Annotated in this window: 19 protein-coding genes; 7 read left to right on the top strand and 12 right to left on the bottom strand. The window is 73.8% G+C overall.

Annotation, left to right across the window (positions count from 1 at the left end):
- Positions 1 to 47: 47 nt before the first annotated feature.
- The 11 genes from truB to rimP all read right to left on the bottom strand — a co-directional run bounded on the left by truB (position 48) and on the right by rimP (position 10,806).
- Positions 48 to 932: a tRNA pseudouridine(55) synthase TruB gene (gene truB / locus AC3EN4_RS05900; protein ID WP_435204894.1), complete on the bottom strand. Its 885-nt coding sequence runs from the start codon at positions 930 to 932 to the stop codon at positions 48 to 50.
- 31 nt (positions 933 to 963) lie between these two features.
- Positions 964 to 2,286 (bottom strand): MATE family efflux transporter, encoded by a 1,323-nt coding sequence (locus AC3EN4_RS05895; protein WP_435204893.1) that lies wholly within the window; start codon positions 2,284 to 2,286, stop codon positions 964 to 966.
- Positions 2,287 to 2,824: 538 nt separating this feature from the next.
- On the bottom strand, positions 2,825 to 3,034 hold the full coding sequence (locus AC3EN4_RS05890; protein ID WP_422740609.1) for a DUF6186 family protein: 210 nt from the start codon (positions 3,032 to 3,034) through the stop codon (positions 2,825 to 2,827).
- A complete protein-coding gene (locus AC3EN4_RS05885) occupies positions 3,034 to 3,441 on the bottom strand; it encodes a hypothetical protein (protein ID WP_355051646.1) in 408 nt (135 codons plus the stop codon). The genes AC3EN4_RS05890 and AC3EN4_RS05885 overlap by 1 nt, the downstream gene beginning before the upstream one ends.
- A gap of 113 nt (positions 3,442 to 3,554) precedes the next feature.
- On the bottom strand, positions 3,555 to 4,613 hold the full coding sequence (locus AC3EN4_RS05880) for a DHH family phosphoesterase (RefSeq protein ID WP_435204892.1): 1,059 nt from the start codon (positions 4,611 to 4,613) through the stop codon (positions 3,555 to 3,557).
- The gene (gene rbfA / locus AC3EN4_RS05875) at positions 4,610 to 5,101 is read right to left on the bottom strand and encodes a 30S ribosome-binding factor RbfA (RefSeq protein WP_435204891.1); all 492 of its coding nucleotides are present in this window, start codon (positions 5,099 to 5,101) and stop codon (positions 4,610 to 4,612) included. The genes AC3EN4_RS05880 and rbfA overlap by 4 nt, the downstream gene beginning before the upstream one ends.
- 128 nt (positions 5,102 to 5,229) lie before the next feature.
- Complete coding sequence (locus tag AC3EN4_RS05870) at positions 5,230 to 5,526, bottom strand: DUF503 domain-containing protein (protein WP_039905658.1); 297 nt, start codon at positions 5,524 to 5,526, stop codon at positions 5,230 to 5,232.
- A 90-nt stretch (positions 5,527 to 5,616) separates the two neighbouring features.
- Positions 5,617 to 8,625, bottom strand: a complete 3,009-nt coding sequence (infB, locus tag AC3EN4_RS05865; protein ID WP_435204890.1) for a translation initiation factor IF-2 — start codon at positions 8,623 to 8,625, stop codon at positions 5,617 to 5,619.
- Between the two features lie 93 nt (positions 8,626 to 8,718).
- Positions 8,719 to 9,051 carry a YlxR family protein gene (locus AC3EN4_RS05860; protein ID WP_234584282.1) on the bottom strand — a complete coding sequence of 111 codons (333 nt, stop codon included), beginning with the start codon at positions 9,049 to 9,051 and terminating at the stop codon, positions 8,719 to 8,721.
- Positions 9,052 to 9,067: 16 nt separating this feature from the next.
- Positions 9,068 to 10,111, bottom strand: coding sequence for a transcription termination factor NusA (gene nusA / locus AC3EN4_RS05855; protein ID WP_435204889.1), 1,044 nt, complete (start codon positions 10,109 to 10,111; stop codon positions 9,068 to 9,070).
- Positions 10,108 to 10,806 carry a ribosome maturation factor RimP gene (rimP, locus tag AC3EN4_RS05850; RefSeq protein ID WP_435204888.1) on the bottom strand — a complete coding sequence of 233 codons (699 nt, stop codon included), beginning with the start codon at positions 10,804 to 10,806 and terminating at the stop codon, positions 10,108 to 10,110. Before rimP ends, nusA begins: the two co-directional genes overlap by 4 nt.
- Before the next feature lie 153 nt (positions 10,807 to 10,959).
- Between rimP and AC3EN4_RS05845 the strand changes: the two genes are divergently transcribed.
- The 7 genes from AC3EN4_RS05845 to AC3EN4_RS05815 all read left to right on the top strand — a co-directional run bounded on the left by AC3EN4_RS05845 (position 10,960) and on the right by AC3EN4_RS05815 (position 17,429).
- Positions 10,960 to 11,487 carry a hypothetical protein gene (locus AC3EN4_RS05845; RefSeq protein ID WP_435204887.1) on the top strand — a complete coding sequence of 176 codons (528 nt, stop codon included), beginning with the start codon at positions 10,960 to 10,962 and terminating at the stop codon, positions 11,485 to 11,487.
- Positions 11,484 to 11,921, top strand: coding sequence for a ferritin-like domain-containing protein (locus AC3EN4_RS05840; protein ID WP_435204886.1), 438 nt, complete (start codon positions 11,484 to 11,486; stop codon positions 11,919 to 11,921). The genes AC3EN4_RS05845 and AC3EN4_RS05840 overlap by 4 nt, the downstream gene beginning before the upstream one ends.
- 52 nt (positions 11,922 to 11,973) lie before the next feature.
- On the top strand, positions 11,974 to 12,576 hold the full coding sequence (locus AC3EN4_RS05835) for a PadR family transcriptional regulator (RefSeq protein WP_435204885.1): 603 nt from the start codon (positions 11,974 to 11,976) through the stop codon (positions 12,574 to 12,576).
- Positions 12,573 to 13,307 (top strand): ABC transporter ATP-binding protein, encoded by a 735-nt coding sequence (locus AC3EN4_RS05830; RefSeq protein WP_435204884.1) that lies wholly within the window; start codon positions 12,573 to 12,575, stop codon positions 13,305 to 13,307. Before AC3EN4_RS05835 ends, AC3EN4_RS05830 begins: the two co-directional genes overlap by 4 nt.
- Positions 13,304 to 16,081, top strand: coding sequence for an FtsX-like permease family protein (locus AC3EN4_RS05825; RefSeq protein WP_435204883.1), 2,778 nt, complete (start codon positions 13,304 to 13,306; stop codon positions 16,079 to 16,081). Before AC3EN4_RS05830 ends, AC3EN4_RS05825 begins: the two co-directional genes overlap by 4 nt.
- Positions 16,082 to 16,154: 73 nt before the next feature.
- Positions 16,155 to 16,655, top strand: coding sequence for a nitroreductase/quinone reductase family protein (locus AC3EN4_RS05820; RefSeq protein WP_435204881.1), 501 nt, complete (start codon positions 16,155 to 16,157; stop codon positions 16,653 to 16,655).
- Positions 16,656 to 16,691: 36 nt separating this feature from the next.
- Entirely contained in the window at positions 16,692 to 17,429 is a 738-nt protein-coding gene (locus tag AC3EN4_RS05815) for a nucleotidyltransferase domain-containing protein (protein WP_435204880.1), read from the top strand.
- Between the two features lie 7 nt (positions 17,430 to 17,436).
- Here the strand turns inward: AC3EN4_RS05815 and AC3EN4_RS05810 are convergent, their stop codons facing one another.
- Positions 17,437 to 18,150 (bottom strand): VIT1/CCC1 transporter family protein, encoded by a 714-nt coding sequence (locus AC3EN4_RS05810; protein ID WP_435204879.1) that lies wholly within the window; start codon positions 18,148 to 18,150, stop codon positions 17,437 to 17,439.
- Between the last annotated feature and the right edge of the window lie 56 nt (positions 18,151 to 18,206).

Here is an 18,206-nt window from a genome sequence, read left to right as displayed (position 1 = left end):
GCGGGTCGACTGCGCCGGCCGGGTGCCGGCGGACCTGCGTCCCGCCGTCAGGCCGGGGCGAGCACGATCTCCGCGCGGGCCCGGCCGTCCCGCTCGCTGACGATAGCGATCAGCCCCCCGGTGGGGCCGAAGACGGCGTACGGCCCGGCGATGCCGGCCGGGTCCAGCGACCCGCCGTGGCCGAGCACCTTCGCCTCGTCGGGGGTCGCGTTTCGGCGGGGGAAGAACCGATCGGCCGCCGTGTCCAGTGGCAGGTTCACCACCTCCGGGGCGCGCTCCTCGAGCTGGTCGAGGGTGGCCGCCTCGGCGAGGGCGAAGCCACCCACCGCGGTTCGGCGCAGCGCGGTGAGGTGCCCACCGACGCGTAGGGCCAGGCCGGCGTCCCGCGCGATGGCCCGGATGTACGTGCCCGAGGAGCAGGTCACGTCGATGTCCACGTCCACCACGTCCGGCTCGTCCCGGCGGATGGCCAGCACCTCCAGCCGGGAGATGGTGACCCGGCGCGCGGGCAGGTCGACGCTCTCGCCGTCGCGTACCCGCTTGTACGCCCGCTGCCCGTCGATCTTGATGGCGCTGACCGCGCTCGGCACCTGGTCGACCTCGCCGGTCAGCGCGGTCAGCGCGGCGCGGACCGCCTCGTCGCTGACGTCACCGGCCGGAGTGGTGGCGATGACGTCGCCCTCGGCGTCGTCGGTGACGGTGGCCTGACCGAGCCGGATGGTGCCGGTGTAGCTCTTGCCCGCGCCGATCACGTAGGTCAGCAGCCGGGTGGCCCGGCCGACGCCGATCACCAGCACGCCGGTGGCCATCGGGTCGAGGGTGCCGCCGTGCCCGACGCGGCGGGTCTTCGCCAGCCGGCGGATCCGCGCCACCACGTCGTGCGACGTCATGCCGCCGGGCTTGTCGACCACGATCAGACCATCGGTGCTCACGTCGCCCAAGCCTGCCAGACGCGGGCACCGGTCAGCGGACGGCCCCGACCACCGCCCAGCCGCCGGAGCGCATCCGCAGCAGCAGGCCGACCAGTCGGATCACCACGAGCAGGGTCAGGCCCGCCCAGATGCCACCGAGTCCCAGGTTGAGCGCGTACGCCGACCAGATGGCCGGCAGGAAGCCGCCGAGCGCCGCCACGATGGTGAGGTTGCGCAGGTAACGGACGTCACCGGCGCCGATCAACACGCCGTCGAGGGCGAACACCACACCGGCCAGGGGCAGCATGGCGACGAACCATGGCCAGGCGATCGCGGCCTGCTCACGGACCTGCCCGTCGGAGCTGAACCAGGACGGTACGACGCCCGCGCCGGCGGCGATGACCAGGGCGAAGGCGACGCCGCAGAGGCCGCCGAGCAGCCCGATCCGGCGGGCCAGCGCCCGGGCGCCCGCCGCGTCGCCGGCCCCGAGGGCCGCGCCGACCAGGGACTGCGCGGCGATGGCGAGGGCGTCGAGCACCAGCGCCGTGAAGAACCACAGTTGCAGGGCGATCTGGTGGGCGCCGACGGCGGCGGCGCCGAACCGGGCGGCGACCGCCGTCGCGGAGAGGAAGCTGGCCTGGAACGCCAGGCCCCGGATCAACAGGTCCCGGCTGAGCACCAGCTGGTCGCGGATCAGGCGCGGCCGGGGCCGCAGCGACACCCGCTCGGCGACCAGGGCCCCGGCGAAGAGCACGCCGGAGAGGGTCTGCGCGACCGCGTTGGCGACCGCCGAGCCGGTCAGGCCCAGGCCGACGGGATAGACCAGCAGCGGGCAGAGCAGCGCGGAGACCAGGTTGGGGCCGAGCACGAAGTACAGCGGACGGCGGGTGTCCTGCACGCCGCGCAGCCAGCCGTTGCCGGCCGCGGCGAGCAGCAGGCCGGGAGCGCCGAGCGCCGCGACGCGCAGCCACGAAGCGGCGGCGTCGGCCACGTCGCCGCCAGTTCCGGCGAGGGTACGCGCCAACGCGCCCCCGCCGATCTGCATGCCGATCGCGACCAGCAGTCCGACGCCGAGCGCCAGCCACGACGAGTGCACTCCCTCGGCCACCGCCGCCGCCCGGTCGCCGGCGCCGAAGCGACGGGCCGAGCGCCCCGTGGTGCCGTACGCGACGACCGTCCCGAGCCAGGCGGTGAGCGTCATCACCGTGCCGCCGACGGCGAGCGCGGCGAGGGGCACCCGACCGAGGTGCCCGACCACTGCCGTGTCGACGAGCACGTAGAGCGGCTCGGCGGCGAGCACCACGAGCGCCGGCAGGGCGAGGCCGGCGATCCGGCGTGGGGAGGCGGATCGGTCGACGGTGGCGGTCTGGCTCATCGCCGCCGATCGTGACACGAGCGCGGTAAGGATCGCAAGCGCGCCAGAGGCTTACCGCTCGCGCCGAACCAGCATCGGCGCCCCACCTCGTCGATCTTGCACTTTGTGCTGGCGAAATGCGGCTTTGGGCCGGGCTTGTCGCCGCAGCAAGTGCAAGATCGGCAGAACGGGTGGAGGGGTTACTGGCGGGTGTCCATCGACGTCTGCAGCGCGCGGCGGGCCTGCTCGCGGGCGTCGTCGGTGGTCTCGGGCTTGGGCTTGTTCGCCATGGTGGCGCTCCTTCCAGGGTGCGAGCCACCGGCGCGCGGCGGCCCTCACGGGCGGTCGTGCTGCGCCCCCCACGGCGGTCCGGGGTTACCGGAGCAGCCGACTGGGCAGCGAGAGCCCGGGTCGATCCGACCCTGGAGGGAGGCAGCGCGAGGTGTGGCACCGCCACCCACGACCTGCACCACAACCCGGTGCCGGCCGCTTCCCAAGTTATCGTTCAGGTCCATATGCTGCCCACGGTTCCCGCCATTTGGACAGCCGGCAACCCGCTTCAGCGGGCCAGAAAGTGCCACCCCAGCCACCACCAGAAGCCGAACAGACCGATCCTGCCCACCGGCACCGACCCCACCTCGTAGCGCATCACGTACGCGCACATGTCGCTCATCGTGGGGATCCGGGAGCCCTCCCGGCGGGCCAGCACCTCGATGCCGGCGAAGAGGACGAGCGCGGTCACGAAGCCGCCGATCGCGAGCGCACGCATCATCGCCGCACCAGCCCCCAGAACGCGGCCAACCAGGCGAACCACGCCACCGATCGGGTCAAATGATCTTCCAGCAGGGGGTCGGCGAGCCGGGAGAAGGTGGGAAAGTCGTCGCCCACCGCGAGCACGAAGGTCGCGCCCTCGAAGACACCGAAGATCACCACCGGCAGCGCCCACCAGGCCGCCCCCGCGCCCAGCCGGGGCGGTGCCGGACGTCGGGGCACCCGGTTGCTCAGACCGAGCCAGATCAACACCCCGCCGGTGCCGAGCGTGTAGAGATTCGCCTCGGTGGAGAACGACGCGAACCGGCCCCCGACAAGGGACAGGCAGAGCAGGACCGGAACGGAGACGGCGGGCCGGTCCCAGGCTCGGGGGGCCTCCACGGTGAGGTCGTGCGGCTGCTCCATCCCGCAATTCTTCCCGGTCTCACGCAGCGCGGGAAGGCCAACACTCCCCGGAGCTGACCCTGAACTTGCCGCCCCGACCACCCACGCCGGTGCGGCGGACGGGCCGCGACAGGTCAGCCGACGGCAGGAATCAGCGCCCCGGCCAGCTCGCCGCGGATCGCCTCGACCACCTGCTCGACACTGCCCCGCCCGGTGAACCCGGCCGCGAACGTGTGGCCACCCCCGCCCAGCGCGACCGCCACCCGGCTGACGTTCACCGCGCCCTTGCTCCGCATCGACACGGCCCACTCGGCGGGCGCGGTCTGCTTCAACACGCAGCTCACGTCCGCCTCGGCGGTGCACCGCACCGAGTCGATGAGCGCCTCCAGCACGTACGGCCGCTGGTCGTGGCGGGCCAGGTCGTCGAGGGTCGCGAAGGTCCACACCAGCCCTCGACCGTCGGCGGCGGCCGGCTCCAGCCGGGCCCGGCCGAGCACCTCTCCGAAGAGTCGGACCGCGCCGAAGGGTCGGGTGTCGAAGACGCGCCGGGAGATGTCACCGGGCGAGATGCCGGTGGCCAGCAGCCGGGCGGCCAACTGGTGTACGGCCGGGGTGGTCGCCTCGAAGCGGAACGAGCCGGTGTCCGTGGTGAGGGCCACGTACAGGCACTCGGCGATGGCCCGGTCCACCGTCACGCCCAGCCGGGTCAACAGCCGATCGGCGACCACCGACGTGGCGGCGGCCCCCGGGTCGACCAGGTTGACCTTGCCGAAGCCCGGGTTCGAGGCGTGGTGGTCGAGCACCAGCGCGGCGCCGGCCGTCGACAACCGGTCCGCCAGCTCGCCGAGCCGCGACTCGCTGGCCGCGTCGAAGCAGATCACCAGGTCCGGCGCCGGGTCGGCGTCGCTCGCCGGGACCAGAAGCTCCATCCCGGGCAGGCCCCGGAACGGCTCGGGCACCTCCGGTGGCCCGGGAAAGGTCGCCTGCAACCGGTGTACGCCGAGCTGGCGCAGGCCCAGACCGAAGCCGAGCATGCTGCCCAGCGCGTCACCGTCCGGGTTGACGTGGCAGATCAGCAACACCCGGCCGGTCGACGGGAGGGCACGGATCAGCCCCTCGGCCGCCGCCCAGTCCGCCTCGGACGGGCCGACGTCGACCGTCGCGGCGAGTTGGGCACCGGCGGCGCCCGTCACCGCGCCGCCCCACCCCGGGGGTTCTCCGTGACGTCGGCGTCCTCGGTGTCGTCGTCGGCCTCGTCGGCCTCCTCGTCGACCCGGTACGGCTGCGCGTCGCCCGCGTACTCGGCCCGGGCGGCGAGCCGCTGCACCTCCGCGTCGGCGTTGCGGGCGGCGGCGAGCAGGTCGTCGATGTGCTTGACCTGGTCCTGCACGTCGTCCAGCACGAACGTCAGCGTCGGCGAGTGCCGCAGCCCGAGCGCCTTACCGACCGTGCTGCGCAGCAGCCCCTTGGCGCTCTCCAGAGCCGCCGCGGTGTCCGCCTGGGCCACCGCGTCACCCAGCACCGTGTAGAAGACCGTCGCGTCGCGCAGGTCAGCGGTGATCCGCGCGTCGGTGATGGTGATCATGCCCAGGCGCGGGTCCTTGATCTGGCTCCGCACCACCGAAGCAACCAGCTCACGCACTCGTTCCGCGTGCCGGCGTACCTTGGCCGGATCAGACATCTCGCCACCTCCACGGCGTCCCGCTCCCGGCCGGCCCGGCGGGCCCGGAGGCCGCCGGCCGACCGGCCAACATCTCGAACACTACCTTCGCGGCGGCGCCGGTCGCCGGGCACCGCCGGCCCCGTGGGTCAGTCGTCGTCCACGCCGTACAACCGGCGTCGCACCGACAGCAGTTCGACCTCGGGACGGGCGGCCACCAGGTGCTCACAGGAGTCGAGCACCTCGCGGACATGCGCCGCCTCGGCGGCGACCACGGCCACCGCTATCTCCGCCCGACCGTGCAGGTCGAGCGCACCCACCTCGGCGGCCGAAACCTCGAAACGGCGCAGCGCCGCCACGATCGGCCGTACATATGATCTCTTGGCTTTGAGCGACCGGGAGTCACCCGGCAGCAGCAGGTCGAAGACCGCGGTTCCGGTAAACATCGACCCGGACGATACCGCCAACCGACCCCGCATGATCAAGGGGTTTACGCCGGCCGGCGTAAACCCCTTGATCAGCGTGTCACTGCCGGATCAGGCGCGAACCTTCTCCCGCATCTCGAAGGTCTCGATGACGTCGCCGACCTGGACGTTGTTGTAACCACCCAGGGTCAGACCACACTCGAAGCCCTCGCGGACCTCGGTGGCGTCGTCCTTGAACCGCTTGAGCGAGGTGATCGTGAGATTGTCCGCCACGACCGTCCCGTCCCGAAGCAGCCGAGCCTTCGCGTTGCGTCGGATGATGCCCGACCGGACGATGCAACCGGAGATGTTGCCGATCTTGGACGAGCGGAACACGTCGCGGATCTCCGCGGTGCCCAGCTCGGCCTCCTCGTACTCCGGCTTGAGCAGGCCCTTGAGCGCTGCCTCGATCTCCTCGATGGCCTGGTAGATGACGGTGTAGTACCGGATCTCCACGCCCTCGCGGTCGGCCATCTCGCGGACCTTGTTCGAGGCCCGCACGTTGAAGCCGATGATCGTGACCGGCTCGGACGACGCGCTCGCGAGCATGACGTTGCTCTCGGTGATCGCGCCGACGCCCCGGTCGAGGACCTTGAGCTGGACCTCCTCGGGAATGTCGAGGTTGAACAGCGCGTCCTCCAGGGCCTCCACCGAACCGGAGACATCGCCCTTGAGGATGAGGTTGAGCGACGTCTTCTCGCCCTCCTTGAGCTGCTCCATGAGCGTCTCGAGGGTGGCCCGACCACGGGAGTTGGCGAATGCCGCCGCCCGCCGCCGTGCCTGGCGCTGCTCGGCGATCTGCCGCACCGTGCGGTCGTCCGCCGCGGCGAGGAACGTGTCACCCGCGCCGGGCGGCGCGGTCAGACCCAGGACCATGACCGGACGCGCGGGCCCGGCCTCGGAGACCTGGTTGCCGTTCTCGTCGAGCATGGCCCGGACCCGGCCGTGGGCCCCACCGGCGACGATCGAGTCGCCCGCCCGCAGGGTGCCCTTCTGCACCAGCACCGTGGCCACCGCACCGCGACCCTTGTCCAGGTGCGCCTCGATGGCCACACCCTGCGCCGGCCCGTCGATCGGAGCGGTCAGCTCCAGCGACGCGTCGGCGGTGAGCAGGACGGCCTCGAGCAGTTCCTCGATACCGATGCCCGGCTTCGCGGCCACGTTGACGAACATGGTGTCGCCGCCGTACTCCTCGGCGACCAGGCCGTACTCGGTCAGCTGCTGGCGGACCTTGTCCGGGTTGGCCTCCGGCTTGTCGACCTTGTTGACCGCGACCACGATCGGCACGTCGGCCGCCTTGGCGTGGTTCAACGCCTCGATGGTCTGCGGCATGACGCCGTCGTCGGCCGCGACCACGAGGATCACGATGTCCGTCACCTGGGCACCACGGGCACGCATGGCGGTGAACGCCTCGTGACCCGGGGTGTCGATGAAGGTGACCGCGCGGTCCTCGCCCTCGTGCGGGACGTGCACCTGGTACGCGCCGATGTGCTGGGTGATGCCACCCGCCTCACCGGCCACCACGTTCGCCTTACGGATGGCGTCGAGCAGCTTGGTCTTACCGTGGTCGACGTGACCCATGACGGTCACCACCGGCGCACGGCTGACCAGGCGCTCCTCGGCCACCTCGGCGTCGAGGTCGATGTTGAACTGCGCGAGCAGCTCGCGGTCCTCGTCCTCCGGGCTGACGATCTGCACCTCGAAGCCGAGGTGCTCACCCAGCAGCTGCAGGGTGTCGTCGGAGCAGGACTGGGTCGCGGTGACCATCTCGCCCAGGTTGAACATCTCCTGGACCAGCGAACCCGGGTTGGCGTTGATCTTGTCGGCGAAGTCCGACAGCGAGGCGCCACGGGAGAGCCGGACGACCTGACCCTGACCCCGGGGCGCACCCGAGCTCATGGTCGGAGCCGACAGGTTGTCGAACTCCTGTCTGCGCTGCTTCTTGGACTTGCGGCCACGCGTCGGCCGACCACCCGGACGCCCGAAGGCACCCGCGGCGCCGCCGCCACGACCACGACCGCCCGCACCCGGACGACCGCCGCCGCCGGCCGGACCACCCGGACGGAAACCGCCACCGGGAGCACCGCCACCGCCGCCGGGACCGCCACGGTAGCCACCGCCACCACCGGCACCGCCGCCGCCACCGGGGCCGCCGCGGTAACCGCCGCCGCCACCACCGGGACCGCCACGGAAGCCACCGCCACCGCCACCGGGACGACCCGCGCCGCCACCGGGGCGACCCGCGCCACCGGGGCCGGGACGACCGGCGGCCGGACGCTGACTCGGCATGGACGCCGGGCTCGGCCGCGGCGGCATGGAGTTCGGGCTCGGCCGCGGCGGCATGCCCGCCGGGCTGTTCGGCCGGGGGCCACCCGCGCCGGCGGCCGGGGGCCGCTGCTGCTGCTGACCGCCCTGGATACCGAACGGGTTGTTGCCGGCGCCGCGCGCCGGCGGGCGACCGCCCGGCCGGGCACCCGGACCCGGGGTCGGCGCGCTCGGTCGAGCGGCCGGCGAACCGGGACGGGGCGGCATCGCCGCGGGACCCGGCCGAGGACCGGGCCGGTTGCCGTCGGCCGGGGGCTCCCGGCGGACGGGGTTCTCCCGCTGCTGCTGGCGGGCGGCCTGCGCGGCCTTGACCGCGGCCTCCTGCTCAGCCTTCAGCGCGGCGGCACGCGCCTCCGCGGCCGCCACCTCGATGTCGTGCGCACTCGCCGGCTTGGCGACCGGGGCCGCCGACTGCGGCGCACCGGGCACCGGACCCTTGGGCTTCGGACCGGGCACCGGCGCGGCCGGCCGCCGAGGCGGCATCGGCTTGGCCGAGACCCGGGGCGCGCCCGGGGTCGGGGACGGCGTCGGGGTCGGCGTCGAAGCCGGCGTCGGCGCGGGCGCCGACGGGGCGGCCGGCGCCGGAGCACCGGCGGACGCGACGAATGCGTTCCTCAGCCGTCGGGCGACGGGCGCCTCGACCGTGCTGGACGCGGACTTGACGAACTCGCCCATCTCCTTGAGCTTGGCGAGAACGGTCTTACTCTCGACCCCGAGCTCTTTTGCAAGCTCGTGTACGCGGGCCTTGCCTGCCACTGCACTCCTCACTCCGAGGTCGTGCGGGCAGCACCCGCAGCGACCTCACTCGTGCACTTGAAGCCTGGTCATTTCAGGGACTTCATCGTGTGCTCATGTCGGTCGTCCTACCCTGCTAGCGACCCTCGCCCGGTCGGGCTGACCGGACGTAGTGGTTGGCGCATCGACGTGCTCTGCCAGCACACCGTGGTCGAGGACCTCGGTGATGCGCAGCGCTCGCCCGAAGGCGCGGCGCCGCACCGCCAGCGCGAAGCAGGCCGGATCCGGGTGCATGTTCGCTCCCCGACCCGGCAGCCTGCGGCGCGGATCAGGCCGGAGGCTGTGACCAGCCTCGTCCCCAATCGCGACGACCCGCAGCAATTCGCTGGCCGGCGCACGTTTCCGGCAGCCCACACAGGTGCGCTCCGGCTGCGCGCGTCGTACCACTGGAAGAAGTCTACCCCTAGCTGCCCGAGATCGCGCCGCCCGGCTCCGGCACGTAATCCGCTGCCCCCCGCGCCGCCGGGGCGGTCTGCTCCGCGTCGGACCGGATGTCGATCCGCCAACCGGTCAACCGGGCGGCAAGGCGGGCATTCTGCCCCTCGCGGCCGATGGCGAGCGAGAGCTGGAAATCGGGGACGGTCACCCGGGCGGCCCGACCGGCCAGGTCCACCACCTCGACCCGCAGCGCCTTGGCCGGCGACAACGCGTTCCCGACGAAGGTGGCCGGGTCGTCCGACCAGTCGATGATGTCGATCTTCTCGCCGTGCAGCTCGCTCATCACCGCCCGCACCCGCTGACCCATCGGGCCGATGCAGGCGCCCTTGGCGTTCACGCCCGGGGTGGTGGAGCGGACGGCGATCTTCGTACGGTGACCTGCCTCACGGGCGATCGCGCCGATCTCGACGGTGCCGTCGGCGATCTCCGGCACCTCCAGCGCGAACAGCTTCTTGACCAGCCCCGGGTGCGAGCGGGACAGGGTGATCTGCGGCCCGCGCATGCCCTTGGCCACGTGCACCACCACGCACCGGATGCGCTCGCCGTGCGCGTACCGCTCGCCGGGCACCTGCTCGGACTGCGGCAGGACACCCTCGAGCTTGCCCAGGTCGACGCTGACGATGCCCTTCTCGATACGCGTCTCGTGCGCCTGCACCACACCGGTGATCAGGTCACCCTCGCGGCCCACGTACTCGCCGAAGTGCACCTCGTCGGTGGCCTCCCGCAGGCGCTGCAGGATCACCTGCTTGGCGGTCATGGCGGCGATCCGGCCGAAGTCGTGCGGGGTGTCGTCCCACTCCCGCACCAGCGAGCCGTCGGCGTCCATCTCCTGCGCGTACACCAGGGCCGCGCCGGACTTGCGGTCGATCTCCACCCGGGCGTGCGGCTCGGCGCCGTCGGTGTGCCGGTAGGCGGTCAGCAACGCGGTCTCGATCGCCGCGAGGATCGTGTCGAACGGGATCTCCCGCTCGCGCTCGAGTGCGCGCAGCGCCGCGAGGTCGATGTTCACCTCTCCTCGTCCTCCACATCATCATCGTCGTCGATGTCGTCTGCATCGTCGTACTCGTCGGTCTCGTCCGCGTCGTCGAACTCGTCCGGCTCGCCCAGCTCGGCGAGGCGGGTGAACTCGACCTGCACCCGGCCCGGGCCCAGCTGGGCGTACGCCCACTGCGCCGGGCCGCCGTCGGTCTCCAGCCGGACACCCTCGTCGTCGGCCCCGAGCACCCGGCCGGTCACCTGGCGGTCCCCGGCGGGCTGCTCGCCGCGCTGACCGGGCAGCGCCGCGGCGCCCCGGACGGTGACCTTGACCAGTCGGCCCACGTTGCGTCGCCAGTGCCGGGGCAGGGTGAGCGGCCGGTCCACACCGGGCGAGCTGACCTCGAGCTGGTACTCCCCGGCGACGATGTCGCCGTCGGCCTCCTCGGCCGCGTCGAGCGCCTTCGAAACCGCCCGGGAGACGTCCGCGACGGCGTCCAGGTCGATCCCGCCGTCCGCGTCCACGATCACCCGCACCACGTGCCGGCGGCCGGCCCGGGAGACCGACAGGTCCTCCAGGTCGTACCCCACGCCGTTGACCACCGGCTCGATCACGGTCCGCAACCGGGTACGCCGGGCCGCGAGATCACCGCCGCCGCGCGGACCGCGGGGGCCCGCGCCGTCGCGGGGTCGACCCGTCGACCTGGTGGCACGGCCACGCTGCGTCATGTACGCACCTTTCCCTGGTCGATGAGGGACGTCGTCCCGCCATGCCGGCACGCCACCGGAGCGGACGCGCCGGTGGCTGCGCAGAGCGTAACGCGACTGCCGGGCGGTGGACCGGGCGGCGCACCGACGCCGGTGACCCCCGGACGCGCCCCGATGGTGTTGACTTGCCCGGTGGGGATCGGCAGAACGACTCAGCGCGACCAGGTATTCGGACATTCTCGGCGAAAGCTCCTGCGGGCCGGAGCCCTCCTAGCGCTCGGCGGCGCGACGACGCCGCTGACCGGCTGTGATCTTTTCGACCGTGACGACGAGCCGGCGCCCCCGCCGGACCCGCTGCGGTCGATGGTGGACGAGTCACTGAGCCTCGCCGCGGCGTACCGGGCCAGCGCCACCGCCCACCCGGACCTGGCCGAGCGGCTCAACCCCATCGCCGAGACGCACACCGCGCACGCCACCGAACTCGCCCGGGTCGTCGGCATCACCCTGCCGTCCGCGCCGGCCGTCGATCCGAGCGCCACCGCCGCCGCCGAGCCGGCGGGCGCGCTCGCCGCCCTACGCGCACGGGAGAAGGCCGCCCAGCAGTCCGCCACCGCCGCGTGCGCCGCCGCGCCCGCCGCCCGGGCCGCGCTGCTCGGATCGATCGCCGCGGCGCGGGCCACCCACCAGGAGGCACTGAAGTGAAGCAGCCCACCGCCGAGGAGGCCCTCGCCGCCGCGCTCACCGCCGAGTACGCGGCCATCTACGCGTACGGGCGGATCGGCGTCCGGCTCACCGGCGCGGCCCGCGATGCCGCCCACCAGGCGGAGGCCGCGCACCGACGCCGACGCGACACGGTGGTGGTGCAGTTGAGCACTCAAGGGGGCACCGTGCCGGCGGGCCTGGCCGGTTACGCGCTGCCGTTCCCGGTCACCAACCGGGCGAGCGCCCTGCGGCTGGCCATCGAGGTGGAGGAGCGCACCGCGGCGCACTGGCGGGCCGCGCTGGCGTCCACCACCGGCACCGACCGGGACCAGGCGCTGGCCGCTCTGGTCGAGTACGCCGTACGGGCCACCCGGTGGCGCAAGGTCGCCGGGGTAACCCCACCGACTGTCGCATTTCCCGGCCGCCCGACCTGAACCGATCCGCCCCGGTTGCGGAGCCCATACCAGGTATGCATACTCCGTTGCCATGTCCATCCGTCACGGGCTGCTCGCCCTCCTCGAACGCGGCCAGATGTACGGCTACCAGCTGCGCGCCGCATTCGAGGAGTCGACCGGCTCGACCTGGCCGCTGAACATCGGGCAGGTCTACACCACGCTGGCCCGGCTGGAACGGGACGGTCTGGTGCGCCCGCTGCCGGAGAGCGAGGCCGGGCAGCGCCCGTACGAGATCACCGACGCCGGCCGGGCGGACCTCGCGCTCTGGTTCGCCACCCCGATCAGCCGTACCGACCGGCCCCGCGACGAGCTGGCGATCAAGCTGGCCCTGGCGCTCACCACCCCCGGGGTGGACGTCCGCTCGGTGGTGCAGGCCCAGCGCAGCGCGACGATGCGCGCCCTGCAGGAGTTGACCCGGTTGAAGTACGGCAGCGACCGACCGGAGGACCTGCCGTGGCGGCTGGTCCTGGACTCGATGGTGTTCCAGGCCGAGGCCGAGGTGCGCTGGCTGGACCACTGCGAGAGCAGCCTGGTCCGGCACCAGCCCGGCGGTCCGCCGCCACAGCCGCCCCGGCCGACCGCCGGTGAGGTGTCCGACGCGGCCCGGTGGGCCGACCAGGAGGCGCGACGGTGAGCGACTCGGACGACGCGGTGCTCGAGCTACGCGCCGTCCATCGCACCCACGGGACCGGCGCGGCGGCGGTGCACGCGCTGCGCGGGGTCAGCCTGGTCGTCCGGCCGGGCGAGTTGGTCGCCGTGATGGGTCCGTCCGGTTCCGGGAAGTCGACGCTGCTGGCCCTCGCCGGCGGGCTCGACCGGCCGACCCGGGGCGACGTCCGGGTCCAGGGGCAGCCGCTCGGCGCGTTGGACCGCCGTGGGCTGGCGCAGCTGCGCCGACGCCGCATCGGCTACATCTTCCAGCACCTCAACCTGCTGGGCAGCCTGAGCGCGCTGGAGAACGTGGCGCTCCCGCTGGAACTCGACGGCGTCGGCGGTCGACGGGCCCGGGCGGCTGCTCTGGCGGCGCTGACCGAGGTGGGCCTGCCGGCGCTGGGTGATCGTTTCCCCGACCAACTCTCCGGTGGCCAGCAGCAGCGGGTGGCCATCGCCCGTGCGTTGGTCGGCGAGCGACGGCTGGTGCTCGCCGACGAACCCACCGGGGCGCTCGACTCGCAGACCGGCGAGGCGGTGCTGCACCTGTTGCGCCGCCGGGTCGACGCGGGCGCCGCCGGCATCCTGGTCACCCACGAGGCGCGGCATGCCGGCTGGGCCGACCGGGTCGTGTTCCTGCGCGACGGCGTGCTTGTCGACACGACCGCGCCGCTGGGCAGCGTCGAGCAACTGCTCTCCGGCAGCGACCGTTGACGCTGCGTCGGTCGCCGAAGACGCCCGGACGGGTCGACGTCGAAGCCCGGACACCGCCCGCCGCCGTCCACCGGCGACGGTTCGCCGAGCTGACCGGCTCGTGGCGGGCGGCGCTGCGGATCGCCCGCCGGGAGTCACGGCGGGCGCGGCGACGTACCGCCCTGGTGCTCGCGATGATCGCCCTTCCGGTGCTGGTGCTGGCCTTCCTGGCGGTGAGCTACGACATGGCCGAGCTGACGCCGCAGGAACAACTCGACCGTCGGCTCGGCGTCGCCGACGCGGAGCTGCGATGGTTCGCGGACACCCCGGTCGTCCAGGACGACTGGGGGGACAGCTGGTACCCCCGTGACGAGGGCCAGTCGGCGGGCGGGCGTCCGGCCACCACCGACGAGGTGGTGGCGCTGCTGGGCCCCGGCAGCCGGGCCACCGAGGTACGGCTCGACACCCCGGTGACGGTGCGCGGCCCGCACGGTGACGAGACCCTGCAGGGGCGGGTCCTCGACCTCACCGATCCGCTGGCCCGTGGTCTGGTGCGGTTCCGCTCCGGCCGGGCGCCGCGGCAGCCCGGGGAGGTGGCGATCAGCCCGACCGCGCTCCGCCGCCTCGACCTACGGCTGGGTGAGGCGGTGCCCACCGCCGACGGGACCCGGACGTACACGGTCGTCGGTGTGGTCGAGTTCCCCGACGACCTCGGCCCGGTGGTGGCGCTGCACCCGGCGGCGGTCGGCCGGGCCGACCCGCAGCCGGACAGCCGGTGGCTGGTCGACGTGCCCGGCGGCGTCGACGCGGCCATGGTCGCCCGGCTCAACGACCACGGCGTGGTGGTCACACGTCGGCACCTGCCGGCCGCGGCGCTGTCGCCCCGGAGCTTCATCGGCTCCGTCCGCCCCGCCGATCCCACCGAGCTGAGCACCGGGGTGCTGATCGCCGGGCTGGGGTTGCTGGAGGTGGTGCTGCTGGTCGGGCCGGCGTTCGCGGTGGGGGTACGCCGTCGACGCCGGGACCTGGCGCTGGTCGCGGTGGCCGGCGGGGATGCGGCCCACCTGCGTCGGGTGGTGCTCGCCGACGGGGTCGTGCTCGGTGTGTTGGGCGCGGCGGCCGGCCTGCTGCTCGGTGTCGGGGCGGCGTTCGCCGGCCGTCCCGTCATGGAGCAGTACGTGTTCGGCGCCCGCTTCGGCGGGTACCGCTGCTGGCCGCTGGCCCTGGTCGTGCTCGGCGGGGTGGCGGTGCTGGCCGGGGTGCTGGCCGCGCTGGCGCCGGCCTGGACGGCGGCCCGGCAGGACGTCATGGCCGGGCTCGCCGGTCGACGGACCCCGCCGCCGCCCCGGGTCCGCGCCCTCAGCATCGGGTTGGCGCTGGTCATCGGCGGGGCGGCGCTCGCGGCGTTCGGGGCCACCCGGACGTCGCCGACGGTGATCCTGGCCGGCCTGATCCTCGGTGAGCTGGGCCTGGTCTGTTGCACGCCCACCCTGATCGGCGCGCTCGCCCGACTGGGCCGGGTGCTGCCGCTGGCACCCCGGATCGCGTTGCGCGACGCCAGCCGGAACCGGGCCGCCGCGACGCCGGCCATCTGCGCCGTGATGGCGGCGGTGGCCAGCAGCGTCGCGCTCGGCGGGTACCTGGCCAGTGACGCCGTCCGCGACGCCCGGTCCTACCAGCCGAGCCTGCCCACCGGTCATGTCCAGGTCTTCCAGGACGACCGGGAGCACCGACCAGCGCCGACGTTGGCCCAGGTCAGCGACGCCGCACGGGCGCAGTTGGGTGCCGACGCCGTCGCCCTGGTGCAGATCGCGGCGTGCCCGTCGAGCGACTATTGCTCGGTGGTACCCGAACCCCTGCCGGACCGCGTGTGCCCCTTCCTGCCCGGGGACGACCTGTCGGCGGCGCAGCGTCGGCAGGCGCTGGCCGACCCTCGTTGCCGCGAGCGCCCCACGGAGTACTTCGGCAGCTACGTGCAGACCCTTGTGGACGACGGCAGCGCGCTGCCGATCCTCACCGGCGCCGATCCGGCGACGACCGCCGCCGCCACCGCCGTGCTGCGCGCCGGGGGCGTGGTGGTCACCGATCCGCGCTACCTGCACGACGGCCTGGTGACCGTACAGGTGGACGAGTATCGCGTCGGGCAGGACGAGCCGCGGACCACCCGACGCGACCTGCCCGGGTACGCGCTGGCGTCGGCGATCGGCCAGCCTCGTCTCCTGCTGTCCGCGACGGCGGCCCGACAGCTCGCCCTGACTCCGGTGCCGACCGGGTGGGTGATCGACACGGCGGCGCCACCCAGCCACCGCCGTCTGGACCGGTTCACCGCCGACCTGCGGCCCTTCGGAGGTTTCTCGTTGCAGGTGGAACAGGGCTCCGCCCCCCGCGACGACTCGCCGCTGCTGCTGCTCCTCGCCGCGGCGGCCGGAGTGATCACGGTGGGCGCGGCCGGGATCGCCACGGCGCTCGCCGCCGCCGAGGGCCGCGCCGAACTGTCCACGCTCGCGGCGGTCGGTGCGGCCCCCGCCGTACGCCGGCTGCTGGCGATCTGTCAGGCCGGGGTGATCGCGGGTCTCGGTTCGGTGCTCGGCATCGTGGCCGGTCTCGGCACCGCGGCGCTCGTGCTGTTCTCGGCCAACCGGGAGTACGCCACGGCCTGGCCGGCGCGCGAGCCGTATCCGTACCTGGTGCCGTGGCCGGCGCTGGGCGTCCTCGTGCTGGTGCCGGTGGTGGCGATGCTCGGCGCGGGTCTGTTCACCCGGGCCCGGCTGCCGATCGAACGTCGCCTGGACTGAGGTCGCCACCGCGCGCCCGAAACGGACCGTCCGGGGGTGCCGCCGGGGCGGGACGACCGGCAGACTGATCGGCGTGTCAGCGCTCGCCACCCTCACCCGTCGACTCGGCCACCACCGCTGGTTCGGCGCCGCCGCCCGCCTGCTGGTACCCGCCGACCGGATCGTCGGCCGGCTCACCCGGGGACGGGTGGTCGCGCTCGGTCTGCTGCCGTCCCTGGTGATCACCACGACCGGCCGCCGGTCCGGCAAACCGCGCAGCAACCCGCTGCTCTACGTGCCGGACGGCGACGCGTACGTGGTGATCGGATCCAACTGGGGGCAGACCCACCAGCCCGGTTGGGCGATGAACCTGCTCGCCGACCCGGCCGCCGAGGTGGACGTGAAGGGTCGCCGGCTTCCGGTGCGCGCCGACCCGGCGTCCGGGGCCGAGCGGGAGCGCCTGTGGGACCTGCTCGTCGCCCAGTGGCCGGCGTACCGCACCTACGTGGAGCGGGCCGGCGGCCGCGAGATCCGCATCTTCCGGCTGGTACCGACCGGGCGCGGCGGGCCGGCCGGTCGACCGTCGGCTGGCTAGGCTGACGCCAGTCGCCAAAGGGGAGGTTTGTGACCCGTGAGCGCCAGCGGCGAGCGGTCCGGTCTCGATCTCGGCGGTGGCGACCGGCGGTGGTCGGTGGCGGAACGGGTCGCCGAGGCGATCCAGCGGCGGTTCCCGGCCGAGGTGCTGGCGATCGCCGTACACGGTCCCCTGGCGCACGGCGACGACGACGGTGGCGGGGACGGCGAGGTGGGGATGCTGGTGGTCACCTACCGGCCGGGGAGCGGGCCGCCGCCGGCGACCCGGCGGGTGGACGGGGTGCTGGTCGACCTGACCGTGGCCGGCGCCGACGACTATCTCGGGCAGGCCCGGTTGCTCTCCCCGTTGTGGCCGTTGACGGCCGACCGGTACGTCACCACCCGGTCGTTGTTCGACCCGACGGGCTGGCTGCGGACGTTACGGGACGAGCACCTCGGTCGACTCGCCCGGGCTCGGCCGGCGGAGTTCAGCACGGCGGCGCGGCAGGCCTGGTACCGGGGCAGCGCCGCGCACGCGCGGGCGGCCCGGCTGGCCGAGTGGTACGAGACCGACCAGGCTCTGCTGATGCTCGGTGAGGCGCGGTTGGCCGCGGCGACGGTGACCGGCCTGCTGGGCCGCACCTACTTCCGCGATCCGGGTGACGCGGTGCGGCGTACGGGTCTGGCCGGGGCGGACATGACCGAGGTCGGCGCGGTGCTGACCCGACAGGCCGAGGAGTTGGCGGCGCGGGGCCGCCCGGTCGACGGCACGATCGACGATCTGCTCGGCGGTTGACCGGGCGTCACAGCCCGCCCTGCACCCCGATCAGCGAGCCGATCAGGTAGGTGGCCCCGGCCGCCGCGGCGCCCAGCACGAGTTGACGCAGACCGCTGGTCCACCAGGGTCGGTTGGTGAACCGGGCCACCACCGCGCCGGCGACGAACAGTCCGAGCCCGCCGACAGCGAGCGCCAGCCAGAGCGCGGTGGCCCCCAGCAGGTACGGCAGCAGGGGGATCAGCGCCCCCAGCGAGAAGAAGACGAACGAGGAGATCGCCGCCGCCCACGGGCTCGGCTGGTCGTCGGGGTCGACGCCCAACTCCTCGCGGACGTGCACCCGCAGCGCCTCCTCCGGATTGCGCCGCACCGCCTCGGCGACCTGCATGGCGAGGTCACGGGGCAGGCCCCGGGCCACCCAGGCGTCGGCCAGTTCGCGGGCCTCCGCCTCGGGGTGCCGTTCCAGCTCGCGCCGCTCCTTGGCGACCTCGGCGGCGACCTGCTCGTTGGCCGAGCGCACGCTGGTGTACTCGCCCAGGCCCATCGAGATCGCGCCGGCCACCAGGCCGGCGGTGCCGGTCAGCACGATGTTGTGCGGCGACACGCCACCGCCGCCGACACCGGCGATGAGGGCGATGTTGGTGACCAGGCCGTCCATCGCGCCGAAGACGGCCGGACGCAGCCAACCGCCGGAGACGTCCGCGTGGTGCGCCTCGCGCAGCGCGGCGGGGGTGTCGGTCACGGCAGCGCCTGCCCTTCGTTCGCGACTGCGGGACTCCGCTTCGCTGCGTTCCTCGC

This window comes from Micromonospora sp. bgisy143 (assembly GCF_057708145.1).
This window is presented reverse-complemented; position numbering and strand designations above follow the sequence as displayed.

Bases quoted from the DNA above. Each gene is read 5' to 3' on its own strand.
- AC3EN4_RS05895 (WP_435204893.1), bottom strand. From the start codon at position 2,286: ATGAGCCAGACCGCCACCGTCGACCGATCCGCCTCCCCACGCCGGATC.
- AC3EN4_RS05890 (WP_422740609.1), bottom strand. From the start codon at position 3,034: ATGCGTGCGCTCGCGATCGGCGGCTTCGTGACCGCGCTCGTCCTCTTC.
- AC3EN4_RS05885 (WP_355051646.1), bottom strand. From the start codon at position 3,441: ATGGAGCAGCCGCACGACCTCACCGTGGAGGCCCCCCGAGCCTGGGAC.
- rbfA (WP_435204891.1), bottom strand. From the start codon at position 5,101: ATGTCTGATCCGGCCAAGGTACGCCGGCACGCGGAACGAGTGCGTGAG.
- AC3EN4_RS05870 (WP_039905658.1), bottom strand. From the start codon at position 5,526: ATGTTTACCGGAACCGCGGTCTTCGACCTGCTGCTGCCGGGTGACTCC.
- rimP (WP_435204888.1), bottom strand. From the start codon at position 10,806: ATGACGCAGCGTGGCCGTGCCACCAGGTCGACGGGTCGACCCCGCGAC.
- AC3EN4_RS05845 (WP_435204887.1), top strand. From the start codon at position 10,960: ATGGTGTTGACTTGCCCGGTGGGGATCGGCAGAACGACTCAGCGCGAC.
- AC3EN4_RS05835 (WP_435204885.1), top strand. From the start codon at position 11,974: ATGTCCATCCGTCACGGGCTGCTCGCCCTCCTCGAACGCGGCCAGATG.